The organism is Stenotrophomonas sp. 05N37 (assembly GCF_056397365.1).
The window spans coordinates 282108-297969 of record NZ_JBFTNG010000002.1; the positions used below are offsets into that span (position 1 = coordinate 282108).

The 15862-nt window shown below is 67.8% G+C and carries 20 protein-coding genes; 7 read left to right on the forward strand and 13 right to left on the reverse strand.

The features are described from left to right. Positions 1-19 precede the first annotated feature (19 nt). Positions 20-1261 carry a DUF819 family protein gene (locus tag AC1DGC_RS07885; RefSeq protein ID WP_478047593.1) on the forward strand — a complete coding sequence of 414 codons (1242 nt, stop codon included), beginning with the start codon at positions 20-22 and terminating at the stop codon, positions 1259-1261. A gap of 765 nt (positions 1262-2026) precedes the next feature. On the opposite strand, the gene AC1DGC_RS07890 is transcribed toward AC1DGC_RS07885, so the two are convergent. The 5 genes from AC1DGC_RS07890 to AC1DGC_RS07910 are packed head-to-tail and all read right to left on the reverse strand — an operon-like array spanning position 2027 to position 5053. Next, positions 2027-2512, reverse strand: coding sequence for a hypothetical protein (locus AC1DGC_RS07890; protein ID WP_478047594.1), 486 nt, complete (start codon positions 2510-2512; stop codon positions 2027-2029). 46 nt (positions 2513-2558) lie between these two features. Next, positions 2559-2819 (reverse strand): cell division topological specificity factor MinE, encoded by a 261-nt coding sequence (gene minE, locus AC1DGC_RS07895; RefSeq protein ID WP_017355894.1) that lies wholly within the window; start codon positions 2817-2819, stop codon positions 2559-2561. A gap of 2 nt (positions 2820-2821) precedes the next feature. Further along, positions 2822-3631: a septum site-determining protein MinD gene (minD, locus tag AC1DGC_RS07900; RefSeq protein ID WP_256776357.1), complete on the reverse strand. Its 810-nt coding sequence runs from the start codon at positions 3629-3631 to the stop codon at positions 2822-2824. Positions 3632-3666: 35 nt separating this feature from the next. Next, complete coding sequence (gene minC / locus AC1DGC_RS07905; RefSeq protein ID WP_394161662.1) at positions 3667-4443, reverse strand: septum site-determining protein MinC; 777 nt, start codon at positions 4441-4443, stop codon at positions 3667-3669. A gap of 13 nt (positions 4444-4456) precedes the next feature. Next, positions 4457-5053, reverse strand: coding sequence for a GNAT family N-acetyltransferase (locus AC1DGC_RS07910; protein ID WP_259203849.1), 597 nt, complete (start codon positions 5051-5053; stop codon positions 4457-4459). A 137-nt stretch (positions 5054-5190) separates the two neighbouring features. On the opposite strand from AC1DGC_RS07910, the gene AC1DGC_RS07915 reads away from it, so the two are divergent. The 5 genes from AC1DGC_RS07915 (at position 5191) to AC1DGC_RS07935 (ending at position 9545) form a co-directional block, all read left to right on the forward strand. Beyond that, on the forward strand, positions 5191-6381 hold the full coding sequence (locus AC1DGC_RS07915; RefSeq protein ID WP_259203850.1) for a sensor histidine kinase: 1191 nt from the start codon (positions 5191-5193) through the stop codon (positions 6379-6381). Positions 6382-6391: 10 nt separating this feature from the next. Then, positions 6392-7033, forward strand: coding sequence for a response regulator (locus AC1DGC_RS07920; protein WP_259203851.1), 642 nt, complete (start codon positions 6392-6394; stop codon positions 7031-7033). 282 nt (positions 7034-7315) lie between these two features. Beyond that, positions 7316-8395: a polyketide cyclase gene (locus tag AC1DGC_RS07925; protein ID WP_259203852.1), complete on the forward strand. Its 1080-nt coding sequence runs from the start codon at positions 7316-7318 to the stop codon at positions 8393-8395. Between the two features lie 102 nt (positions 8396-8497). Next, positions 8498-8869, forward strand: a complete 372-nt coding sequence (locus AC1DGC_RS07930) for a DUF423 domain-containing protein (RefSeq protein WP_259203853.1) — start codon at positions 8498-8500, stop codon at positions 8867-8869. Position 8870: 1 nt separating this feature from the next. Beyond that, positions 8871-9545: a DNA-3-methyladenine glycosylase family protein gene (locus AC1DGC_RS07935; protein ID WP_394161657.1), complete on the forward strand. Its 675-nt coding sequence runs from the start codon at positions 8871-8873 to the stop codon at positions 9543-9545. Here the strand turns inward: AC1DGC_RS07935 and AC1DGC_RS07940 are convergent. From AC1DGC_RS07940 to AC1DGC_RS07975, 8 genes are read right to left on the reverse strand one after another with little or no spacing between them, the layout of a single operon-like run. Continuing rightward, positions 9534-9995, reverse strand: coding sequence for a hypothetical protein (locus AC1DGC_RS07940; protein ID WP_259203855.1), 462 nt, complete (start codon positions 9993-9995; stop codon positions 9534-9536). The genes AC1DGC_RS07935 and AC1DGC_RS07940 overlap by 12 nt on opposite strands. 8 nt (positions 9996-10003) lie before the next feature. Then, positions 10004-10540: a hypothetical protein gene (locus AC1DGC_RS07945; protein ID WP_478047595.1), complete on the reverse strand. Its 537-nt coding sequence runs from the start codon at positions 10538-10540 to the stop codon at positions 10004-10006. Positions 10541-10568: 28 nt separating this feature from the next. After that, a complete protein-coding gene (locus AC1DGC_RS07950; RefSeq protein ID WP_478047596.1) occupies positions 10569-11378 on the reverse strand; it encodes a M15 family metallopeptidase in 810 nt (269 codons plus the stop codon). A gap of 10 nt (positions 11379-11388) precedes the next feature. Further along, positions 11389-11943 (reverse strand): PH domain-containing protein, encoded by a 555-nt coding sequence (locus tag AC1DGC_RS07955; protein WP_478047597.1) that lies wholly within the window; start codon positions 11941-11943, stop codon positions 11389-11391. Continuing rightward, positions 11940-13238, reverse strand: coding sequence for an alpha/beta hydrolase (locus AC1DGC_RS07960; RefSeq protein WP_394161648.1), 1299 nt, complete (start codon positions 13236-13238; stop codon positions 11940-11942). Before AC1DGC_RS07960 ends, AC1DGC_RS07955 begins: the two co-directional genes overlap by 4 nt. 1 nt (position 13239) lies before the next feature. Continuing rightward, a complete protein-coding gene (locus AC1DGC_RS07965; RefSeq protein ID WP_259203863.1) occupies positions 13240-13416 on the reverse strand; it encodes a DUF4177 domain-containing protein in 177 nt (58 codons plus the stop codon). Beyond that, complete coding sequence (locus AC1DGC_RS07970; protein WP_259203864.1) at positions 13413-13592, reverse strand: type II toxin-antitoxin system antitoxin; 180 nt, start codon at positions 13590-13592, stop codon at positions 13413-13415. The genes AC1DGC_RS07965 and AC1DGC_RS07970 overlap by 4 nt, the downstream gene beginning before the upstream one ends. Before the next feature lie 3 nt (positions 13593-13595). Continuing rightward, entirely contained in the window at positions 13596-14465 is an 870-nt protein-coding gene (locus AC1DGC_RS07975) for an SPFH domain-containing protein (protein ID WP_259203865.1), read from the reverse strand. 125 nt (positions 14466-14590) lie between these two features. On the opposite strand from AC1DGC_RS07975, the gene purT reads away from it, so the two are divergent. Further along, the gene (gene purT / locus AC1DGC_RS07980) at positions 14591-15778 is read left to right on the forward strand and encodes a formate-dependent phosphoribosylglycinamide formyltransferase (protein ID WP_449335207.1); all 1188 of its coding nucleotides are present in this window, start codon (positions 14591-14593) and stop codon (positions 15776-15778) included. Positions 15779-15862 lie beyond the last annotated feature (84 nt).

Here is a 15862-nt window from a genome sequence, read left to right on the forward strand (position 1 = left end):
CACCAGGCACCCCGCACCCGTGAAAGCACCCGCCCTGATCCAGAACGACATCGTCGTCTTCGGCCTGATCGCCGCCACCCTCGGCGCGGTGTTCTGGACCGCCTCGCGCGAGCAGGGCCTGTGGAAGCGCTTCTACACGGTCGTGCCGGCGCTGCTGTTGTGTTACCTGCTGCCCGGCATCTACAACACGGTCGGGCTGATCGATGGGCAGAACACGCACCTGTACAACCCGGTGGCCCGCGACATCCTGCTGCCGGCCGCGCTGGTGCTGCTCACCCTGGCGGTGGACATCAAGGGCATCCTGCGGCTGGGGCCGAAGCTGATCGTGATGTACCTGGGCGCGTCCTTCAGCATCATGCTGGGCGCGGTGGTGGCCTTCCAGCTGATGAAGTGGCTGCACCCGGCCACCGTGGCCGGCGATACCTGGGCGGGCATGGCCGCCCTGGCCGGCAGCTGGATTGGGGGCGGTGCCAACATGCTGGCCATGCGCGAGGTGTTCGACGTCAATGCGACCACCTTCGGCCAGTTCGCCGTGGTCGACGTGGGCGTGGGCTATGTGTGGATGGCGGCGTTGATCTTCCTGGCCGGACGCGCGGCGAAGATCGATGCACGCAGTGGCGCCGATACCTCCGGTATCGACGAACTGAAGCTGCGCATCGAGAAGTTCCGCAGCGAACACGAGCGCGTGGCCAGCCTTACCGACCTGATGCTGATCGTCGCGGTCGCCTTTGGCACGGTCGGTCTCTCGCACGCGATCGCCGGACCGGTCTCGGCGTGGTTCAAGGGCCACGTCAGCTGGGCCCCGCAGTTCAGCCTGGACGCACCGTTCGTGTGGGTGGTGGTGATTTCCACCACCTGCGGCCTGGCGCTGAGCTTCACCCGCGCGCGCAACCTGGAAGGGGCAGGGGCCTCCAAGCTGGGGTCGCTGCTGCTGTATTTCCTGATCGCCTGCATCGGCATGCAGATGGACCTGCTGGCATTGCTGGACCGCCCGTGGCTGTTCCTGCTGGGCATCATCTGGATCGCGGTGCACATCGTGCTGCTGTGGGCGTTGGCGCGGGTGTTGAAGGTGCCGTTCTTCTATTTCGCGATCGGCTCGCAGTCCAACATCGGCGGCCCGGCCTCGGCACCGGTGGTCGCCGCCGCCTTCCACCCGTCACTGGCCCCGGTCGGCGTGCTGCTGGGCACGATGGGGTATGCAACCGGCACCTACCTGGCCTACATCGTCGGCATCACGCTGCGCGCCATGGCCGGGCAATAGAACCATACGCGCGCAGCGCGGCACCGTCAGGGGTTCATGAGCATCGGAACGGAGAGCATCCACGCATGGCGTGGATCTACGGAAACCGGTGCGCCGGGTTGAACGCGAGCCCACCCGCGCACCGATTGAAACGCAGCCACGCGGCCACCGATTGAAATGCCCGACCACGCGAATACCGATTGAAATGCCCGACCACCCGATGACAAACCCCGTAGATCCACGCCATGCGTGGATACCGCGCGCAGCGCGGCACCATCAGGGGTTCATGAGTATCGGAACGGAGAGCATCCACGCATGGCGTGGATCTACGGAAACCGGTGCGTCGGTTTGAACGCGGGCCCCACCCGCGCACCGATTGAAACGCAGCCCACGCGCACACCGATTGAAATGCCCGACCAGCCGATAACAAACCCCGTAGATCCACGCCACGCGTGGATACCGCGCGCAGCGCGGCACCGTCAGGGGTTCATGAGCATCGGAACGGAGAGCATCCACGCATGGCGTGGATCTACGGAAGCCGGTGCGCCGGTTTGAACGCGGGTCCACGCGAACGCCGATTGAAACGCGGCCCGCGCGAACGCCGATTGAAACGCAGCCCACGCGCACACCGATTGAAATGCCCGACCACGCGCACACCGATTGAAATGCCCGACCAGCCGATAACAAACCCCGTAGATCCACGCCATGCGTGGATACCGCGCGCAGCGCGGCACCATCAGGGGTTCATGAGCATCGGAACGAAGCGCATCCACGCATGGCGTGGATCTACGCCGCGAGCAGGCCGCGCTCGATCAGCCACGCCCTGGCGTCTTCCGCATCCTGCTCGAACCACGCCCGCGTCGACCCCAGGCGATACGTGTACCCCCACGTATCCATGTCGCGCATCAACCGGTCGCTGCCCACGCCGGGCAGCTGCGCGGCCAGCACGATCTGCAGGTAACAGGTGGCGTCTTCCTCGGGCACCGAGTCGGTGGCATCGGTATGCACCAGCGCGCGTCGCTCCGGCGGCAGCACGATCAGGTGGCAGGCCTCGTGCAGCATCGAATGCACCGGCGTGTCGTCACGCACGTAGACATCGCTGCCGATGATCCCGGCTTCCGGCTCGCCCCAGTAACTGCCCGGAATCGGCGCAGCGTCGTCCACCCTGTGCAGGCGCAGCTGGTGCGCGGCAAGCAGGGCGACGGCATCGTCGAAACGAATATCGCCGACGCAGGTGACCTGGGCGTCGGCGGCGATAGCTTCAGTCGTCATGGTGTCTGCGTTGATCGCCCCTCCCGGTGGGAAGGGGCGACCAGGCTCAGGGCTGCTGCGGGCCTTCGGGCAAGGCGACGGAGATGTCGAGCACGTCGTGCTCGCCGTCCTTGACCAGGTCCACCTTGACCGCGTCAGCATCGATGTTGACGTACTTCTTGATCACTTCCAGCAGCTCGCGCTGCAGAAGGGGCAGGTAGTCCGGGCCGCCACGGTGGCTGCGCTCCTGCGCGATGATGATCTGCAGGCGGTTCTTGGCCGTTTCGGCGGTGGTCTTCTTCCGGTTCAGGAAATCGAACAGTCCCATGCTTACCCTCCGAACAGCTTGCTGAAGAAGCCTTTCTTCTCCACGGTGGTGAAGCGCATCGGACGCTCTTCGCCAAGGATGCGGCCCACCGCATCTTCGTATGCCTGGCCCGCCGCCGATTCGGGGTCCAGGATGACCGGCTCGCCCTTGTTGGACGCATTGAGCACGTCACCCGACTCGGGCACCACGCCAATCGCCTTCAGGCCCAGCACTTCTTCCACGTCGGTGATGCTCAGCATCTCGCCACTTTCCACCCGCGCCGGGCTGTAGCGCGTGAGCAGCAGGAACGCAGGCACGTCCTGGCCCGACTCGGCCTTGTGCGTCTTCGAATCGAGCAGGCCGATGATGCGGTCCGAGTCGCGGACCGACGACACTTCCGGATTCACCACCACGACGGCGCGGTCGGCGTAATACATCGCCAGGAACGCGCCCTTTTCGATGCCGGCCGGCGAATCGCAGATGATGTAGTCGAAGCCATCGGCGGCCAGGTCCTTGAGCACCTTGCCCACGCCTTCCTGGGTCAGCGCATCCTTGTCGCGCGTCTGCGACGCCGCCAGCACGTACAGGTTGTCGAAGCGCTTGTCCTTGATCAGCGACTGCTTGAGGGTCGCTTCACCGTGCACGACATTGACGAAGTCGTACACCACGCGGCGCTCGCAGCCCATGATCAGGTCCAGGTTGCGCAGGCCGACGTCGAAGTCGATCACGGCCACCTTCTTGCCACGGCGTGCCAGTCCGCATGCCAGGCTGGCGCTGCTGGTGGTCTTGCCGACGCCGCCCTTGCCGGAAGTGACTACGATGATTTCAGCCAAAGGACTTCTCCTGATTCATTTGTTTGGGCGCCGGATCAGTCCAGCGCCGCGATCTTGATCTGGTCCTGTTCCAGCCACACCTGCACGGCCTTGCCGCGCAGGGTGTCCGGGACATCGTCCAGTACCTTGTAATGGCCGGCGATTGCGACCAGTTCAGCATGGAATTCACGGCAGAAGATGCGCGCCGTGGTGTTGCCTTGGGCACCTGCCAGGGCACGGCCCCGCAGCGTACCGTAGATATGGATGCTGCCGTCGGCGATCACTTCGGCACCGGCGCCGACCGTGGCCATGACCGTCAGGTCGCAGTTTTCGGCGTACAGCTGCTGGCCCGAACGCACGTTGCTGGTCTGCATCCGGCCCGGCTGCGGTGCCTTGGCCGGATCGGCCGGGGCGGCCGGCGGGGCAGCCGCGCGGGTGCGGCGCGCCGGTTCCGGCGCGGGCGCGGGCGGCGGCGGGGCCGACGGCACCGCTTCCAGCTCGGCGCGTTCGTACTGCGCACGGAACTTGGCCAGCAGTGGCAGCCCCAGCTGCTGGGAAAGCCGTTCGGTCTCGGGGGTGCCGTAGGCCAGCGCGACCGGCAGCACGCCGGCGCTGCGCAGGCCGTCCAGCAGCGCCTGTGCGGTGGCCACCTCGGGCACCTGGCTGAGGCCACCGAAGTCCAGGATCACCGCCGCGCGCCCGAACAGCTTCGGCGCCCGCGCCACGCGGTCGTGCATTTCGCGGGTGAGGCGTTCCACATCCAGGGTGCGGATGCGCAGGTTGGCGATGCCGACCTGGCCGATCTTCAGTTCACCGGCCTGTTCAAAATCCATGTTCGCCGCCACCTCAGGTCCCCGTCGGTCGATGCGCGCGCAGCGGCTCGCGACGATGGCCCACCCAGGGCACGTCGGGCAGCTGGTCGCCGTAGGTGTCGTGCACCCACTGGTAACTGCACAGGTCCTTGAGCAGCATGCTGGCGCGTACGTCGACGTGCTCCATGGTGTTCTGCCCGACCTCGCGGAAGCCGAAACTGCCATGGAACAGCAGCGCCGCGTCGGCGCCGTGGTCCAGGAACACCTCGCAGGTCATCTGCGGGTAGCGCAGCTCGGCATAGCTCTGCGCATCGGCATAGAACGCACGACCGACGCCGCCGCCGCGACGGCGGCTGGCGACCACGATGCGGTCGATATAGAAGAATTTGCTGTCCAGCTGCTGCTGGAACCAGGCGAAGTTGCTGCTGTCGTGCTGGCTGTCGCTGCCGAAGCCGATCAGGAAGCCGGCCAGGTTGCCGTCGCGCTCGGCGACGCGGAAATATTCAGCGGTTTCATAGAACAGACGCAGGCGGGCGGCATCCAGCGGCAGGATGGCCAGGCCGGCATTGTTGTTCAGGGCCAGGACGGAATCGAGCTCGTGCTCGCGCACGTCGCGGATGACAATCGACATTGTGACTCCGTGGGGTAACGCGGTTGGCCCATCAAGGGGCCCTCGTCGGATTATTGCACGGGTCGCCGGCCCTCGCGAATCGGGGGGCATGACTTATGTGGGGGTGCAGGGGCGCAGGTTCAGCCTAAGATGCGTCCATGCTGGGATACCTGAGCCAAACCCGAGTACTGCGACTGGCCGGCCTGTTCACCTGGGTCATGGTCGGCCTGCCGGTGGTCTATTCCCAGTACGAATCGCTGCTGCGCCACCGCGGTGACGGCCTGGACAACTGGGCGGTGTGGCTGTTCACCGCCTACCTGGCGTTCGGCGCGTGCTACTTCTGGTTGACCCGCGGCCTGCGCGACGGGGGCGGGCATTCGGCCTGGTATGACCGGGTGGTGCTGCTGCTGCTCACGACCTCGGCGCTGGGGGTGAGCTACCTGAGCGGATCGGGCCTGGGCAGCATCCTGATGATGGTCGCCGCCGGGGTGATTCCCTGGATGCTGCAGGTGCGCGGCGGAGTGCTGTGGCTGCTGCTGAGCCAGCTGGCGGTGCTGCCGGTGTACTACCTGATCCTGCGCATGCCGCTGTTCGAAGCGCTGATGCAGTCCCTGCTGTATGGCGGCTTTTCCATGTTCATCTTCGTGACCAGCCTGGTCGCGCGGCAGCAGACCGACGCCCGCGAAGAGCAGCGCCGGCTCAATACGGAACTGCGCGCCACCCGCGTACTGCTGGCCGAAAGTGCCCGGGTCAACGAGCGCACGCGCATCTCGCGCGAGCTGCACGACCTGCTGGGCCACCACCTCACCGCGCTCAGCCTGAACCTGGAAGTGGCCGGCCACCTCACCGACGGGCAGGCCCAGGAACACGTGCACCAGGCCCACACCCTGGCCAAGCTGCTGCTCACCGACGTGCGCGAGGCGGTCAGCCAGATCCGCGACAGCGGCGCCATCGACCTGGCCGCCGCGTTGCGTCCGCTCACCGAGCAGGTGCCCTCGCTGGACATCCACCTGGACATTGCCGAACCGCTCAGCGTCGAAGACCCGGAGCGTGCGCACGTGCTGCTGCGCTGTACCCAGGAAATCATCACCAACGCGGTCCGCCATGCGCGGGCGCGCAACCTGTGGATCCAGGTCCGGCGCGACAGTGAAGGCCAGGTGGTCATCCAGGCGCATGATGACGGGGTGGGGGCCGACGGCATCGTGGTCGGCAACGGCCTGCGCGGCATGCGCGAGCGCCTGTACCAATGCGGTGGCGAGTTGCAGATTGAAACCCGCCGGGGTCAGGGCTTCCGCCTGCGCGCCTCGGTTCCCGGCGCGCCAGTGCTGCTGCTGGCCCCCGTTCCTTGAGGAGTGCTCGATGATTCGCGTCTGCCTGGTCGACGACCAAACCCTGGTGCGGCAGGGAATCCGCTCGCTGCTGGCGCTGGATGCCGGCATCGAGGTGGTGGCCGAGGCCGCCGATGGCCGCCAGGCGGTCGAGCTGGTACCGCAGGTGCGCCCGGACGTGGTGCTGATGGACATGCGCATGCCGGTGATGTCCGGCCTGGAGGCGCTGCAGATGCTGTCGCGGCTGGGCCAGCTGCCGCCCACCATCATCCTGACCACCTTCGACGACGACCAGTTGGTGCTGGCCGGGCTCAAGGCCGGGGCCAAGGGCTACCTGCTCAAGGATGTGACCCTGGACCAGCTGGTCGGTGCGATCCGCACCGTGGCCGACGGCGGCTCGCTGGTGCAGCCGGCGGTGACCCAGCGCCTGCTCTCCGGGCTGGAGCACATGCGCAACGAGTTCGTCAGCCTGGACCGGCCGGACCCGCTGACCGACCGCGAAACCGAGATCCTGCGCCTGATGGCCAGCGGTTTCTCCAACAAGGAGATCGCCAACTCGCTGGGCGTGGCCGAAGGCACGATCAAGAACCACGTGTCCAACATCCTGTCCAAACTGGGCGTGCGCGACCGGACCCGGGCGGTGCTGAAGGCCTTCGAGCTGCAACTGGTCTGAGCGGCCGCCGGACACGATCCTGAACATCCGCCGCAGCCCTTGTGTAGCAAGGGCTGCGGGGTGGTTTCGGGGCCCGTCGGCCGAATCCGGCAAAGAAATATTCCGCATCCGCTACGTGCTGACACGCGCGATGCGTTATCTTTCCGCTCCTTGTCTATGCAAAACCGCTGCCGGCATGGAAACCGGTGCGCCAATCCTGATCTACAACACCCGCGAAGCCTGCTAGGATTGGCGCTTCGCTTCAATCAACCCGGCCGTGGGATCGGCCCCGGAGACTCCTGAATGACCCGTATTATCGAGTTCCTGATCGCCTTGGGGATCGTGGCTGGCCTGTTCGTCATCATTGGCGTATGTCTGCCGGGCGAGCGCCATATTTCCGAAAGCATCGAGACCAACCGCAAGATGACGATCGTGTACGACACGGTCAACAGCCTGCGCCGCTTCAAGGACTGGAACCCGCTCTTGCTGCGCGATCCCGCCGTTGAACTGAAGCTGTCCGGCCCCGCGGCCGGCGTTGGTGCACGCCTGGACTACGTCTCCAAGGATAGTTCCCTGGGCGAAGGTAGCTGGGAGATCACCGGTTCTGAGAAGAACAAGCTGGTGTCGATCAACATCGAGGATGCCACCAAGGGCCACGACAAGAAGACCAGCTTCACCCTCGAGCCGACCGGCAAGGGTGGCCGCAACGTCAAGATCACCCAGGACTACAGCGTCAAGTACGGCTTCAACCTGTTTGGTCGTTACGCCGGCCTGTACGTCAGCCGCCACATCGGTGACGACCTGAAGCTGGGTCTGTCGCGCATGGCCAACATGCTGGCCACCGTGCCGAACATCGACTACCGCACCGCAGAAGCCCCGCTGACCGACTTGGCCATCGTGGACGTCCCGGCCGAAGACCTGCTGGTGGTCACCGCCGGCAACGTCGACCGCGGCCAGGAGACCATCACCAAGTCGATCCATGACAACCAGGAATGGATCAAGCGCGTGATGGAGGCCAACAACCTCGAAGCCGCCGGCCCGTTCCGGATCATCACCACCGACTTCGGCCAGGAGAAGTACGCCTTCGACGTGGCCCAGCCGGTCAAGAAGAAGGGTGCTGAAGGCGCGACTGCCGAAGCCCTGACCGTGAAGATCGACGGCGGTGCCCCGGTGAAGTACGTGCACGTTGCCCCGCACCGTTCGGCGCATGCGGCCTACACCGGCCACATGGCTGGCCTGGACATCGCCCGTAACGCCCTGCGTGCGTGGTCGGTGACCAACGGCAACGAAGTGATCGACCGTCCGTACGAGTCCTGGAAGGACGGCGTGGACAAGTCGTTCACCGCCGACGGCACGTACGACATCTACTGGGCCGTCAAGTAAACCGACGGTTGACGTGATGTAACGCACGACGAAAAACGCGCCGCTCCCTGCGGCGCGTTTTTTTTTGGCTCCGATCGCGGAGCGCCCTGGAAGGAAGTCCGCATGCTCAACCTGGAACGACGTGCACGCAAACCCTCACTGCTGGCGTGCCTGGGCGGGCTGCTGGCCGCCACCGCCGTGGGCCTGTCCGCCTATGCCTCGCACGGCATCGCCGAGCCATTGGCCCAGTCACACGTGAACACCGCCGCGCTGTATGCATTCGGCCACGGCATCGCACTGGCCGTGCTGGGCCCGACCCAGCAGAACAGCGTCGGCAAGCTGGCCTTGTACGTGCTGCTGCTGGGCACGCTGCTGTTCTCCGGCAGCCTGGTGGCCGGCGCGCTCTGGCAGCTGAGCACCGGGCTGGCGCCGGTGGGGGGCAGTGCGCTGATGCTGGGCTGGGTCGTGTACGGCCTGAACGCACTGCGCCGCTGACATGCCCCGCTTCCGGCGTGGCTTCGATGTAGAACAGGCGCACGACTGGCTCAGCCGTCGCGACCGCCGGCTGGGGACGTGGATGAAGCGGCTGGGCCCGATCGCGGCGCAGCCCGGCTGGTCGACGTCGTTTGATCCGGTCGATGCACTGGCGCGCGCGATCCTGTTCCAGCAGCTCAGCGGCAAGGCCGCCTCGACCATCGTTGGCCGGGTGGAGGTCGCGATCGGCAGCGCGCGCCTGCACGCCGACACGCTGGGCCGCGTCGATGACGCCGCGTTGCGCGTCTGCGGGGTATCGGGCAACAAGACGCTGGCACTGCGCGATCTGGCCCGGCGCGAGGCCGCCGGGGAGATCCCCGACCTGCGCCGGATGTCGGTGATGGAGCACGATGCCATCATCGACGCACTGGTGCCGATCCGCGGCATCGGCCGCTGGACGGTGGAGATGATGTTGATGTTCCGGCTGGGGCGGCCGGACATCCTGCCGGTGGATGACCTCGGTATCCGCAAGGGCGCCCAGCGCGTGGACAAGGCCGAGACCCTGCCCACGCCCAAGGCGCTGCTGGCGCGTGGCGAGCGCTGGGGGCCGTACCGCACTTACGCCAGCCTGTATCTGTGGCGGATCGCCGATTTCAGCGTGGCCGCGAAAGAAGCCACCCGGCGCTCACAGGAGTGAGCGGGCGCGGGTGTGGCGATGATGGGCGAAGATTGCCCAGGTGCCGTGCAGGCAGACCAGCGTGCCAACCGCGATGACGGCCAGCAGGGTCCGGTCGGGACGGCCGGGCATGCTCAGCTGGACCATCAGGTACCCCGCGCAGAACACCAGGGCCAGGCAGGCGGCGATGCGGCTGCGACGATGGATGCCATAGCCCAGCCCCAGGTAAAGCGCGGCGATCACCAGCGTGATGCCGGCAAACAGGCCGGCCTTGGCCACGCCGTCCGCCGGGGAGGTCACCCCGCCCATGCCCACGCCCGCGGCCATGAAGGCATGGAACACCGCCAGGCACGCGGCAAGCGCCCACATCCGCGTGATCGGACTGGCCAGCGCGCGCAGCGTCAGCCGGCGCCGGCGCTGGAGGCCCGGCAGCGGTGCCGGTAGGCCGGCCTGGTAGGGGTTGTCGTCCATTACCCGGTTCACTCGGTCGGCGCCGGCCTGGCGGCGAACGCCGGGTCATCACTCAGGCGCGGACGCGGCGGCAAGTGCCTGGCCCGGGCGATGTAGCGATGCGCGGTGAATGTCTCCATGGTCCCGCGGATCATCACGAACGTGACGATGATGGTCATGAACAGGCCGGTGGTCGGCGCGCGCTGCCCGGTGACGAAAGTCAGCACCTGTCCAGCCAGGTAGTAGGCCAGAAGCACGCATGCGGCAGCGCGGCTGCGCTTGCGCAGGCCCCAGGCCGTGCCCAGATACAGGCCCAGATCGAACAGCAGTCCACCGCCCATCAAAGCGGCCGATAACGGTGGGGGGGCGATGCCCGCGGGCTTCAGGAGTTGCATCACCGCATACACAAGCCCGGCCAGCGAAATCGCCGCCAGGATCAGGGCGACGACCCACATGGCCGTGATCGGGCGGCTGATCTCCGCCGGCAGCCTGACCGGCGGGGCAGCGCTCGATGCCGGTGCGGGCGGTGCGCTGCCGGGGGCCTGGTAGGGACTGGAATCTTCCATGATTGCGGATCCTGTTGGAGGTGGGGCGTCAGCCGGCGCCTGCGCGCCAGCACCAGTGCCACGGCTCGTAGACGATGCCGTGCGGGTTGTCGCGCGGGTAGCTCAGCTGCAGGCCAAACCTGCCCGCGTGCTGCAGCAGCCAGGCGAAGGCGGCCGTGTGTTCGAAGCGCTCTTCGGCCGGTGGCTCGCCGGGCGTGCCGATGTCCAGCGCGAAGCCGCTGTGGTGCTCGCTGTAGCCCGGTGCTGCGTTGACCTTGAGGATGTCGGCCACCTGCAGGCCACGCGCGCGCTTGCGCTCGAAAATGCCCAGCTGGTAGGCGTGGCTGCGGTAGCCGGAGATCGCATCCAGTGCGATGCCGTCCATTGCCGCGGCACGTTGCATGCGTTGCCAGCTGCGCGCGGCGTCACGCCGCAGCCACAGCGGTCGCCGGTAGCGGTCGAAACCGGCCAGGCTGAGCTGGGTCGGCTCGGCTTCCAGCGCCAGGCCGGTGGCGTCTTCATAGGCCGCGGCGTCGATGCCCAGCTGGCCCAGGCGCTGCTGCAGCCCGCTCAGCGGAAGCAGGCTTTCACGGGTCTCGCTGCGGCCGTGTCGTGCCCAGTGTTGATCCAGCGCGTCCAAGGCGGCTTCGATGCCTTCCTCGCGCATCAGGCGCGGCACCAGCGGCAGCACCCCGTGCGCGGTGGCCACCGCGAGATAGCGGCCATCACGCTTGCGCCGCAACACCCACTGCGCCTGGGCGAGGGCGCGCGCATCGGCGTTGCTGCGCGCGCGCAGAACGCCGCCGGGCCACAGCTCGATGTCGGCGGTGTTGATCAGCAGGGCAGGGGCGCGGCGCATGGGCCCCAGCTTAGTGCCTGCCGGCGGGCGCGGCCAGCGCCCGCAGTGCATCCAGCAGGACGCGCGGCTGCTCCGGACTGATCAGCAGCGCGCTGCCATCGCGCAGCGGCAGATACAGCACGCGGCTGCGGTCGGTGAGCAGGCAGAACGCCTTGCTGCGGTCGCGCAGGCGGTAGTGCCCGGACTTGAAGCCGGGCATGGCATAGCCGTTGGTCTTGATGCCGGGGTCGAGGCTGCCGTGTTCGGCCAGGTCCACTACCCGTGCGCGCTCCAGGTGCATGTCCTGCACCGCTACCCGCTTGCGGTAGAAGGTGGACACCACCTCCAGCGTATCGCCCTGCAGGTGGATGCGGCGGCGGAAGAACCCCCAGCTCAGCACCGCGGTGACCAGCGCCAGGAACGGCAGGGTGAGGCCGAGTTCGTGCGGCGTGCGCTGGTTCGATTGCAGCGTGGTGGCGGCGATCAGCGCCGCCGCACCGAGCATCGGCACCCACAGCCAGAGCAGGCGCCATACCGGGGCGGGCGCGACGGCAACGTCCCTGGCGGTCTCCTTCCCGGTGCTCATGGCTGCGCTCCGATCCACGCGGCAACGTCATCGATCAGTGCCGGCAGCACGTGCCCGGGCTGGCTGTATTCCTGCAATGAGCCGGGGCCGTCGCCGGCAATGCCCAGGTGGTTCAGCGCCGGATAGTGCTGGAAGCTGGCGTTGCGGCGACCCGACAGCCCGCGCTGCCATAGCTGCCAGTCGGTCTCGGTCACCTGGAAATCGCGGCCGCCCTGCAGCAGCAGCATCGGCAGCGGGGATGCACGGGCATCGGCCACCGGATCGACCGCGTCGAAGGCGCGCCAGTAGCTGGCCGGCTGGCGCAGGGGCAGGTCGGCCGGCGCCACCGGGGCATCGCTGCGCGCGGCGGCGATCTGGCGGTCCAGTGTGTCCAGGAAGGCCTGTTCGTCGGGGGTGATGCGGCCATCCAGGCCCAGCAGGTAGCGGTTCTGCTCGGGCAGCAGGGTTAGGAGCGATCGTGCCGGTGCCGCCCACAGCACCAGGCCGGCCACCTTGCCGGACTGCCGGGCGATACGCGGCGCCAGCATGCCCCCCTGGCTGTGCCCCATGACATAGACGTGGCGAGGGTCGATGCCCGCCTGTGCCGCGAGCGTGGCCACGGCGGCGACGGCATCGTGGGTGGTTTCGTCGTCCATGGTGTAGGCGTCGCCGCTGAACGCCTGGGGCCGCACGCGGGTGCGCTTGTCATAGCGCAGCACCGCGATGCCATGCGCGGCGAGGCCGCGCGCCACGTCCAGGAACGGGCGGTTGGCGCCGATGGTCTCATCGCGGTCCTGCGGCCCCGAGCCGTGCACCAGGACCACCGCGCGCAGCGGGGCGGTGCCGCCGTGCGGCCGCGCCAGCAGGCCGGGCAGCGGGCCACCGGCGGTCACGATGTCCAGCGGCACTTCGCGATAGCGCGCGTCGGCGGGTACCGGCGGCGCCGCGGGCTCGGCCGGCTTGAAGAACAGCCCGGCGATCCGGCCCTGCGCGTCCACCACCACGGTGGCCGCGACGGTGCCCGCGGCGAACTGCAGCGGCTGCGTCACCACGTCGGGGCGTTCGCTGGTGGAGATGACCTCGGCCGCACCGCGGCCACGTGGTTCGCCGAACGACCGCCACAAGGCCAGCAGGCCCGGGGCGGGCGCGGCGCTGGCCATTTCCGGGGTGAACATCGCCACCGCGGCGGCACCGTCACCGGCCTGCAGGTGGTCCAGCAGCTGCGTGGCGACCTGTGCGGGTGGCGTGGCGGCCGAGGCGGCCAGCGCCAGCGTGGACAGCAGCAGCGCTGCGCTGCGCCGGAGCAGGTTGGCCATCCTAGATCTCCTTCTTGAAGATCAGCACCGCCACGCCCATCGGCTGGGTCTGCAGCACGTTCACCAGTTCCCAGCCGAGCTGGCCGTGGCGATTGAGTTCGGTCTGCATGTCGTCGGACTTCAGCCCCGTCCAGGACGGTTTCACCTCGACGGTGAGGTAGCTCCAGCGTTTGCTCATTGCTTGCTCTCCTTGCTCGAATCGGGTTTGGGAAGGCGGCCGGCCTTGCGCAGGGCATCGCGCAGCACGTACTCGATCTGCGCATTGGCGCTGCGCAGTTCGTCATCGGCCCAGCGCTGCAACGCCGCGAGGATGTCGGCGTTGATCCGCAGCGGGTAGGCTTTCTTCTCGCTCATGGCTCAGTACAGCGACCCGGCATTGACCACCGGCTGGGTGCCGCGGTCCGAACACAGCACCACCAGCAGGTTGCTGACCATGTTGGCCTTGCGTTCTTCATCCAGCTGCACCACGCCGCTCTTCTGCAGCTCGGCCAGCGCCATTTCGACCATGCCCACCGCGCCGGCGACGATCCGCGTGCGGGCGGCGATCACCGCGTTGGCCTGCTGGCGCTGCAGCATCGCCTGGGCGATCTCAGGGGCATAGGCGAGGTGGCTGATGCGTGCATCGATCACCTGCACGCCGGCATCGGCCAGGCGTTCGGCCAGTTCGTCCTTGAGGTGCTGGGAGATCTCGGCCGCGTGGCTGCGCAGTGACAGCTGGCCGTCCTCGTGCTGGTCGTAGGGGTAGCTGGTGGCCATCGCGCGCAGCGCGGACTCGGACTGGATGTGCACGAAGCTTTCGTAGTCGTCCACGTTGTAGACGGCCTCGGAGGCATCCACCACCTGCCACACGATCACCGCGGCGATCTCGATCGGGCTGCCGTCCAGCTCGTTGACCTTGAGCTTGCCGCTTTCGAAGTTGCGCACGCGCTGGCTGACCTTCTTCTTGTTGAAGAACGGGTTGTTCCAGCGCAGGCCGTTGTCCTTGACCGTGCCCACGTACTTGCCGAACAGGCTGAGTACGGCGGCCTGGTTGGGCTGCACGGTGTACAGGCCGGTCAGGCTGAGCAGGGCCACCGCCGCCAGCAGCAGGCCGCCCAGGATCAGCGCCAGGTTGGGGTCGCCGCGCTGCACCCCGGCCACGAACAGCCAGATCGCCAGCGCGGTCAGGGCCAGCACCAGCAGCAGGAACGGCAGGCCGGACAACGAGCGGATGGGCTTCTCTTTCATGGCGGGGCGTCCTTGGGGTTATGTAATCGAAAGATATCAAATTGATATCAGGTTGCAAGGGGATGGCCGGGCGGGGGCCGGCAGGCCGTAAAATGCCCTCCCGCCCCTGACGCCCCGGAATCCCCATGACCACGCTCGGCACGCCGCTGTCTCCCTCCGCCACCCGCGTCCTGCTGCTGGGCTCGGGCGAACTGGGCAAGGAGGTCGCCATCGAGCTGCAGCGCCTGGGCGTGGAGGTCATCGCCGCCGACCGCTATGCCGACGCGCCGGCCATGCAGGTCGCGCATCGCGCGCACGTGGTCGACATGCTCGATGCGATGGCGCTGCGTGCGCTGATCGCCCAGGAGCAGCCGCATCTGGTGGTGCCGGAGATCGAGGCCATCCACACCGAGACCCTGGTCCAGCTGGAGCAGGAAACCGGCCTGCGCGTGGTCCCCACCGCACGCGCGGCGCGGCTGACCATGGACCGCGAAGGCATCCGCCGCCTGGCCGCCGAAACCCTGGGCCTGCCCACCTCGCCGTACCGCTTCGTGGACACCGAGGCGGAGTACCGCGCCGCCGTGGCCGCCATCGGCCTGCCGTGCGTGGTCAAGCCGGTGATGTCCTCCTCGGGCAAGGGCCAGAGCACGCTGCGCAGCGAGGACGACATCGCCCCGGCCTGGGCATACGCGCAGACCGGCGGGCGCGCCGGGGCCGGCCGCTGCATCGTCGAAGGCTTCATCGACTTCGAGTACGAAATCACCCTGCTGACCGTGCGCCACGCCGCCGGCACGTCCTTCTGCGCGCCGATCGGGCATTGGCAGAAGGACGGGGACTACCGCGAGAGCTGGCAGCCGCAGCCGATGTCGCCGCGTGCGCTGGCGCGGGCCGAGGAGATCTCGCAGGCGATCACCGACGACCTCGGCGGCTGGGGCCTGTTCGGGGTGGAGCTGTTCGTGAAGGGCGACGAGGTGTGGTTCAGCGAAGTCTCGCCGCGTCCGCACGATACCGGCCTGGTCACGCTGGCCTCGCAGGAGCTGAGCGAATTTGCCCTGCATGCGCGGGCCATCCTCGGCCTGCCGATCCCGTTGATCCGCCAGAACGGCCCGTCGGCCTCGTGCGCGATGCTCGCGCATGGCGAAGGCGTCCCGTTCTTCAGCAACATCGCCGACGCGCTGGTGCACCCGGACTCGGCGTTGCGCCTGTTCGGCAAGCCGAGCGTGCATGGGCATCGCCGCGTCGGCGTCACCCTGGCGCGCGGCGACGACATCGCGCAGGCGCGGACCATCGCACGTGAGGCGGCCGAGGCGATCGGGATCGAATTGCGCGCCTGATCCGGGCGCCTCGCCGGGTCGGCGACACCATGCAGACATGGAAACGGCGGGCAGTGCCCGCCGTTTCCTTGACCACGGTCGCGT

Excerpts from the sequence above, each read along its gene's own strand:
- AC1DGC_RS07890 (WP_478047594.1), bottom strand. The coding sequence starts at position 2,512 with ATGACGACTGAAGCTATCGCCGCCGACGCCCAGGTCACCTGCGTCGGC.
- minE (WP_017355894.1), bottom strand. The coding sequence starts at position 2,819 with ATGGGACTGTTCGATTTCCTGAACCGGAAGAAGACCACCGCCGAAACG.
- minC (WP_394161662.1), bottom strand. The coding sequence starts at position 4,443 with ATGGATTTTGAACAGGCCGGTGAACTGAAGATCGGCCAGGTCGGCATC.
- AC1DGC_RS07910 (WP_259203849.1), bottom strand. The coding sequence starts at position 5,053 with ATGTCGATTGTCATCCGCGACGTGCGCGAGCACGAGCTCGATTCCGTC.
- AC1DGC_RS07915 (WP_259203850.1), top strand. The coding sequence starts at position 5,191 with ATGCTGGGATACCTGAGCCAAACCCGAGTACTGCGACTGGCCGGCCTG.
- AC1DGC_RS07920 (WP_259203851.1), top strand. The coding sequence starts at position 6,392 with ATGATTCGCGTCTGCCTGGTCGACGACCAAACCCTGGTGCGGCAGGGA.
- AC1DGC_RS07925 (WP_259203852.1), top strand. The coding sequence starts at position 7,316 with ATGACCCGTATTATCGAGTTCCTGATCGCCTTGGGGATCGTGGCTGGC.
- AC1DGC_RS07930 (WP_259203853.1), top strand. The coding sequence starts at position 8,498 with ATGCTCAACCTGGAACGACGTGCACGCAAACCCTCACTGCTGGCGTGC.
- AC1DGC_RS07935 (WP_394161657.1), top strand. The coding sequence starts at position 8,871 with ATGCCCCGCTTCCGGCGTGGCTTCGATGTAGAACAGGCGCACGACTGG.
- AC1DGC_RS07940 (WP_259203855.1), bottom strand. The coding sequence starts at position 9,995 with ATGGACGACAACCCCTACCAGGCCGGCCTACCGGCACCGCTGCCGGGC.
- AC1DGC_RS07945 (WP_478047595.1), bottom strand. The coding sequence starts at position 10,540 with ATGGAAGATTCCAGTCCCTACCAGGCCCCCGGCAGCGCACCGCCCGCA.
- AC1DGC_RS07950 (WP_478047596.1), bottom strand. The coding sequence starts at position 11,378 with ATGCGCCGCGCCCCTGCCCTGCTGATCAACACCGCCGACATCGAGCTG.
- AC1DGC_RS07955 (WP_478047597.1), bottom strand. The coding sequence starts at position 11,943 with ATGAGCACCGGGAAGGAGACCGCCAGGGACGTTGCCGTCGCGCCCGCC.
- AC1DGC_RS07960 (WP_394161648.1), bottom strand. The coding sequence starts at position 13,238 with ATGGCCAACCTGCTCCGGCGCAGCGCAGCGCTGCTGCTGTCCACGCTG.
- AC1DGC_RS07965 (WP_259203863.1), bottom strand. The coding sequence starts at position 13,416 with ATGAGCAAACGCTGGAGCTACCTCACCGTCGAGGTGAAACCGTCCTGG.
- AC1DGC_RS07970 (WP_259203864.1), bottom strand. The coding sequence starts at position 13,592 with ATGAGCGAGAAGAAAGCCTACCCGCTGCGGATCAACGCCGACATCCTC.
- AC1DGC_RS07975 (WP_259203865.1), bottom strand. The coding sequence starts at position 14,465 with ATGAAAGAGAAGCCCATCCGCTCGTTGTCCGGCCTGCCGTTCCTGCTG.
- purT (WP_449335207.1), top strand. The coding sequence starts at position 14,591 with ATGACCACGCTCGGCACGCCGCTGTCTCCCTCCGCCACCCGCGTCCTG.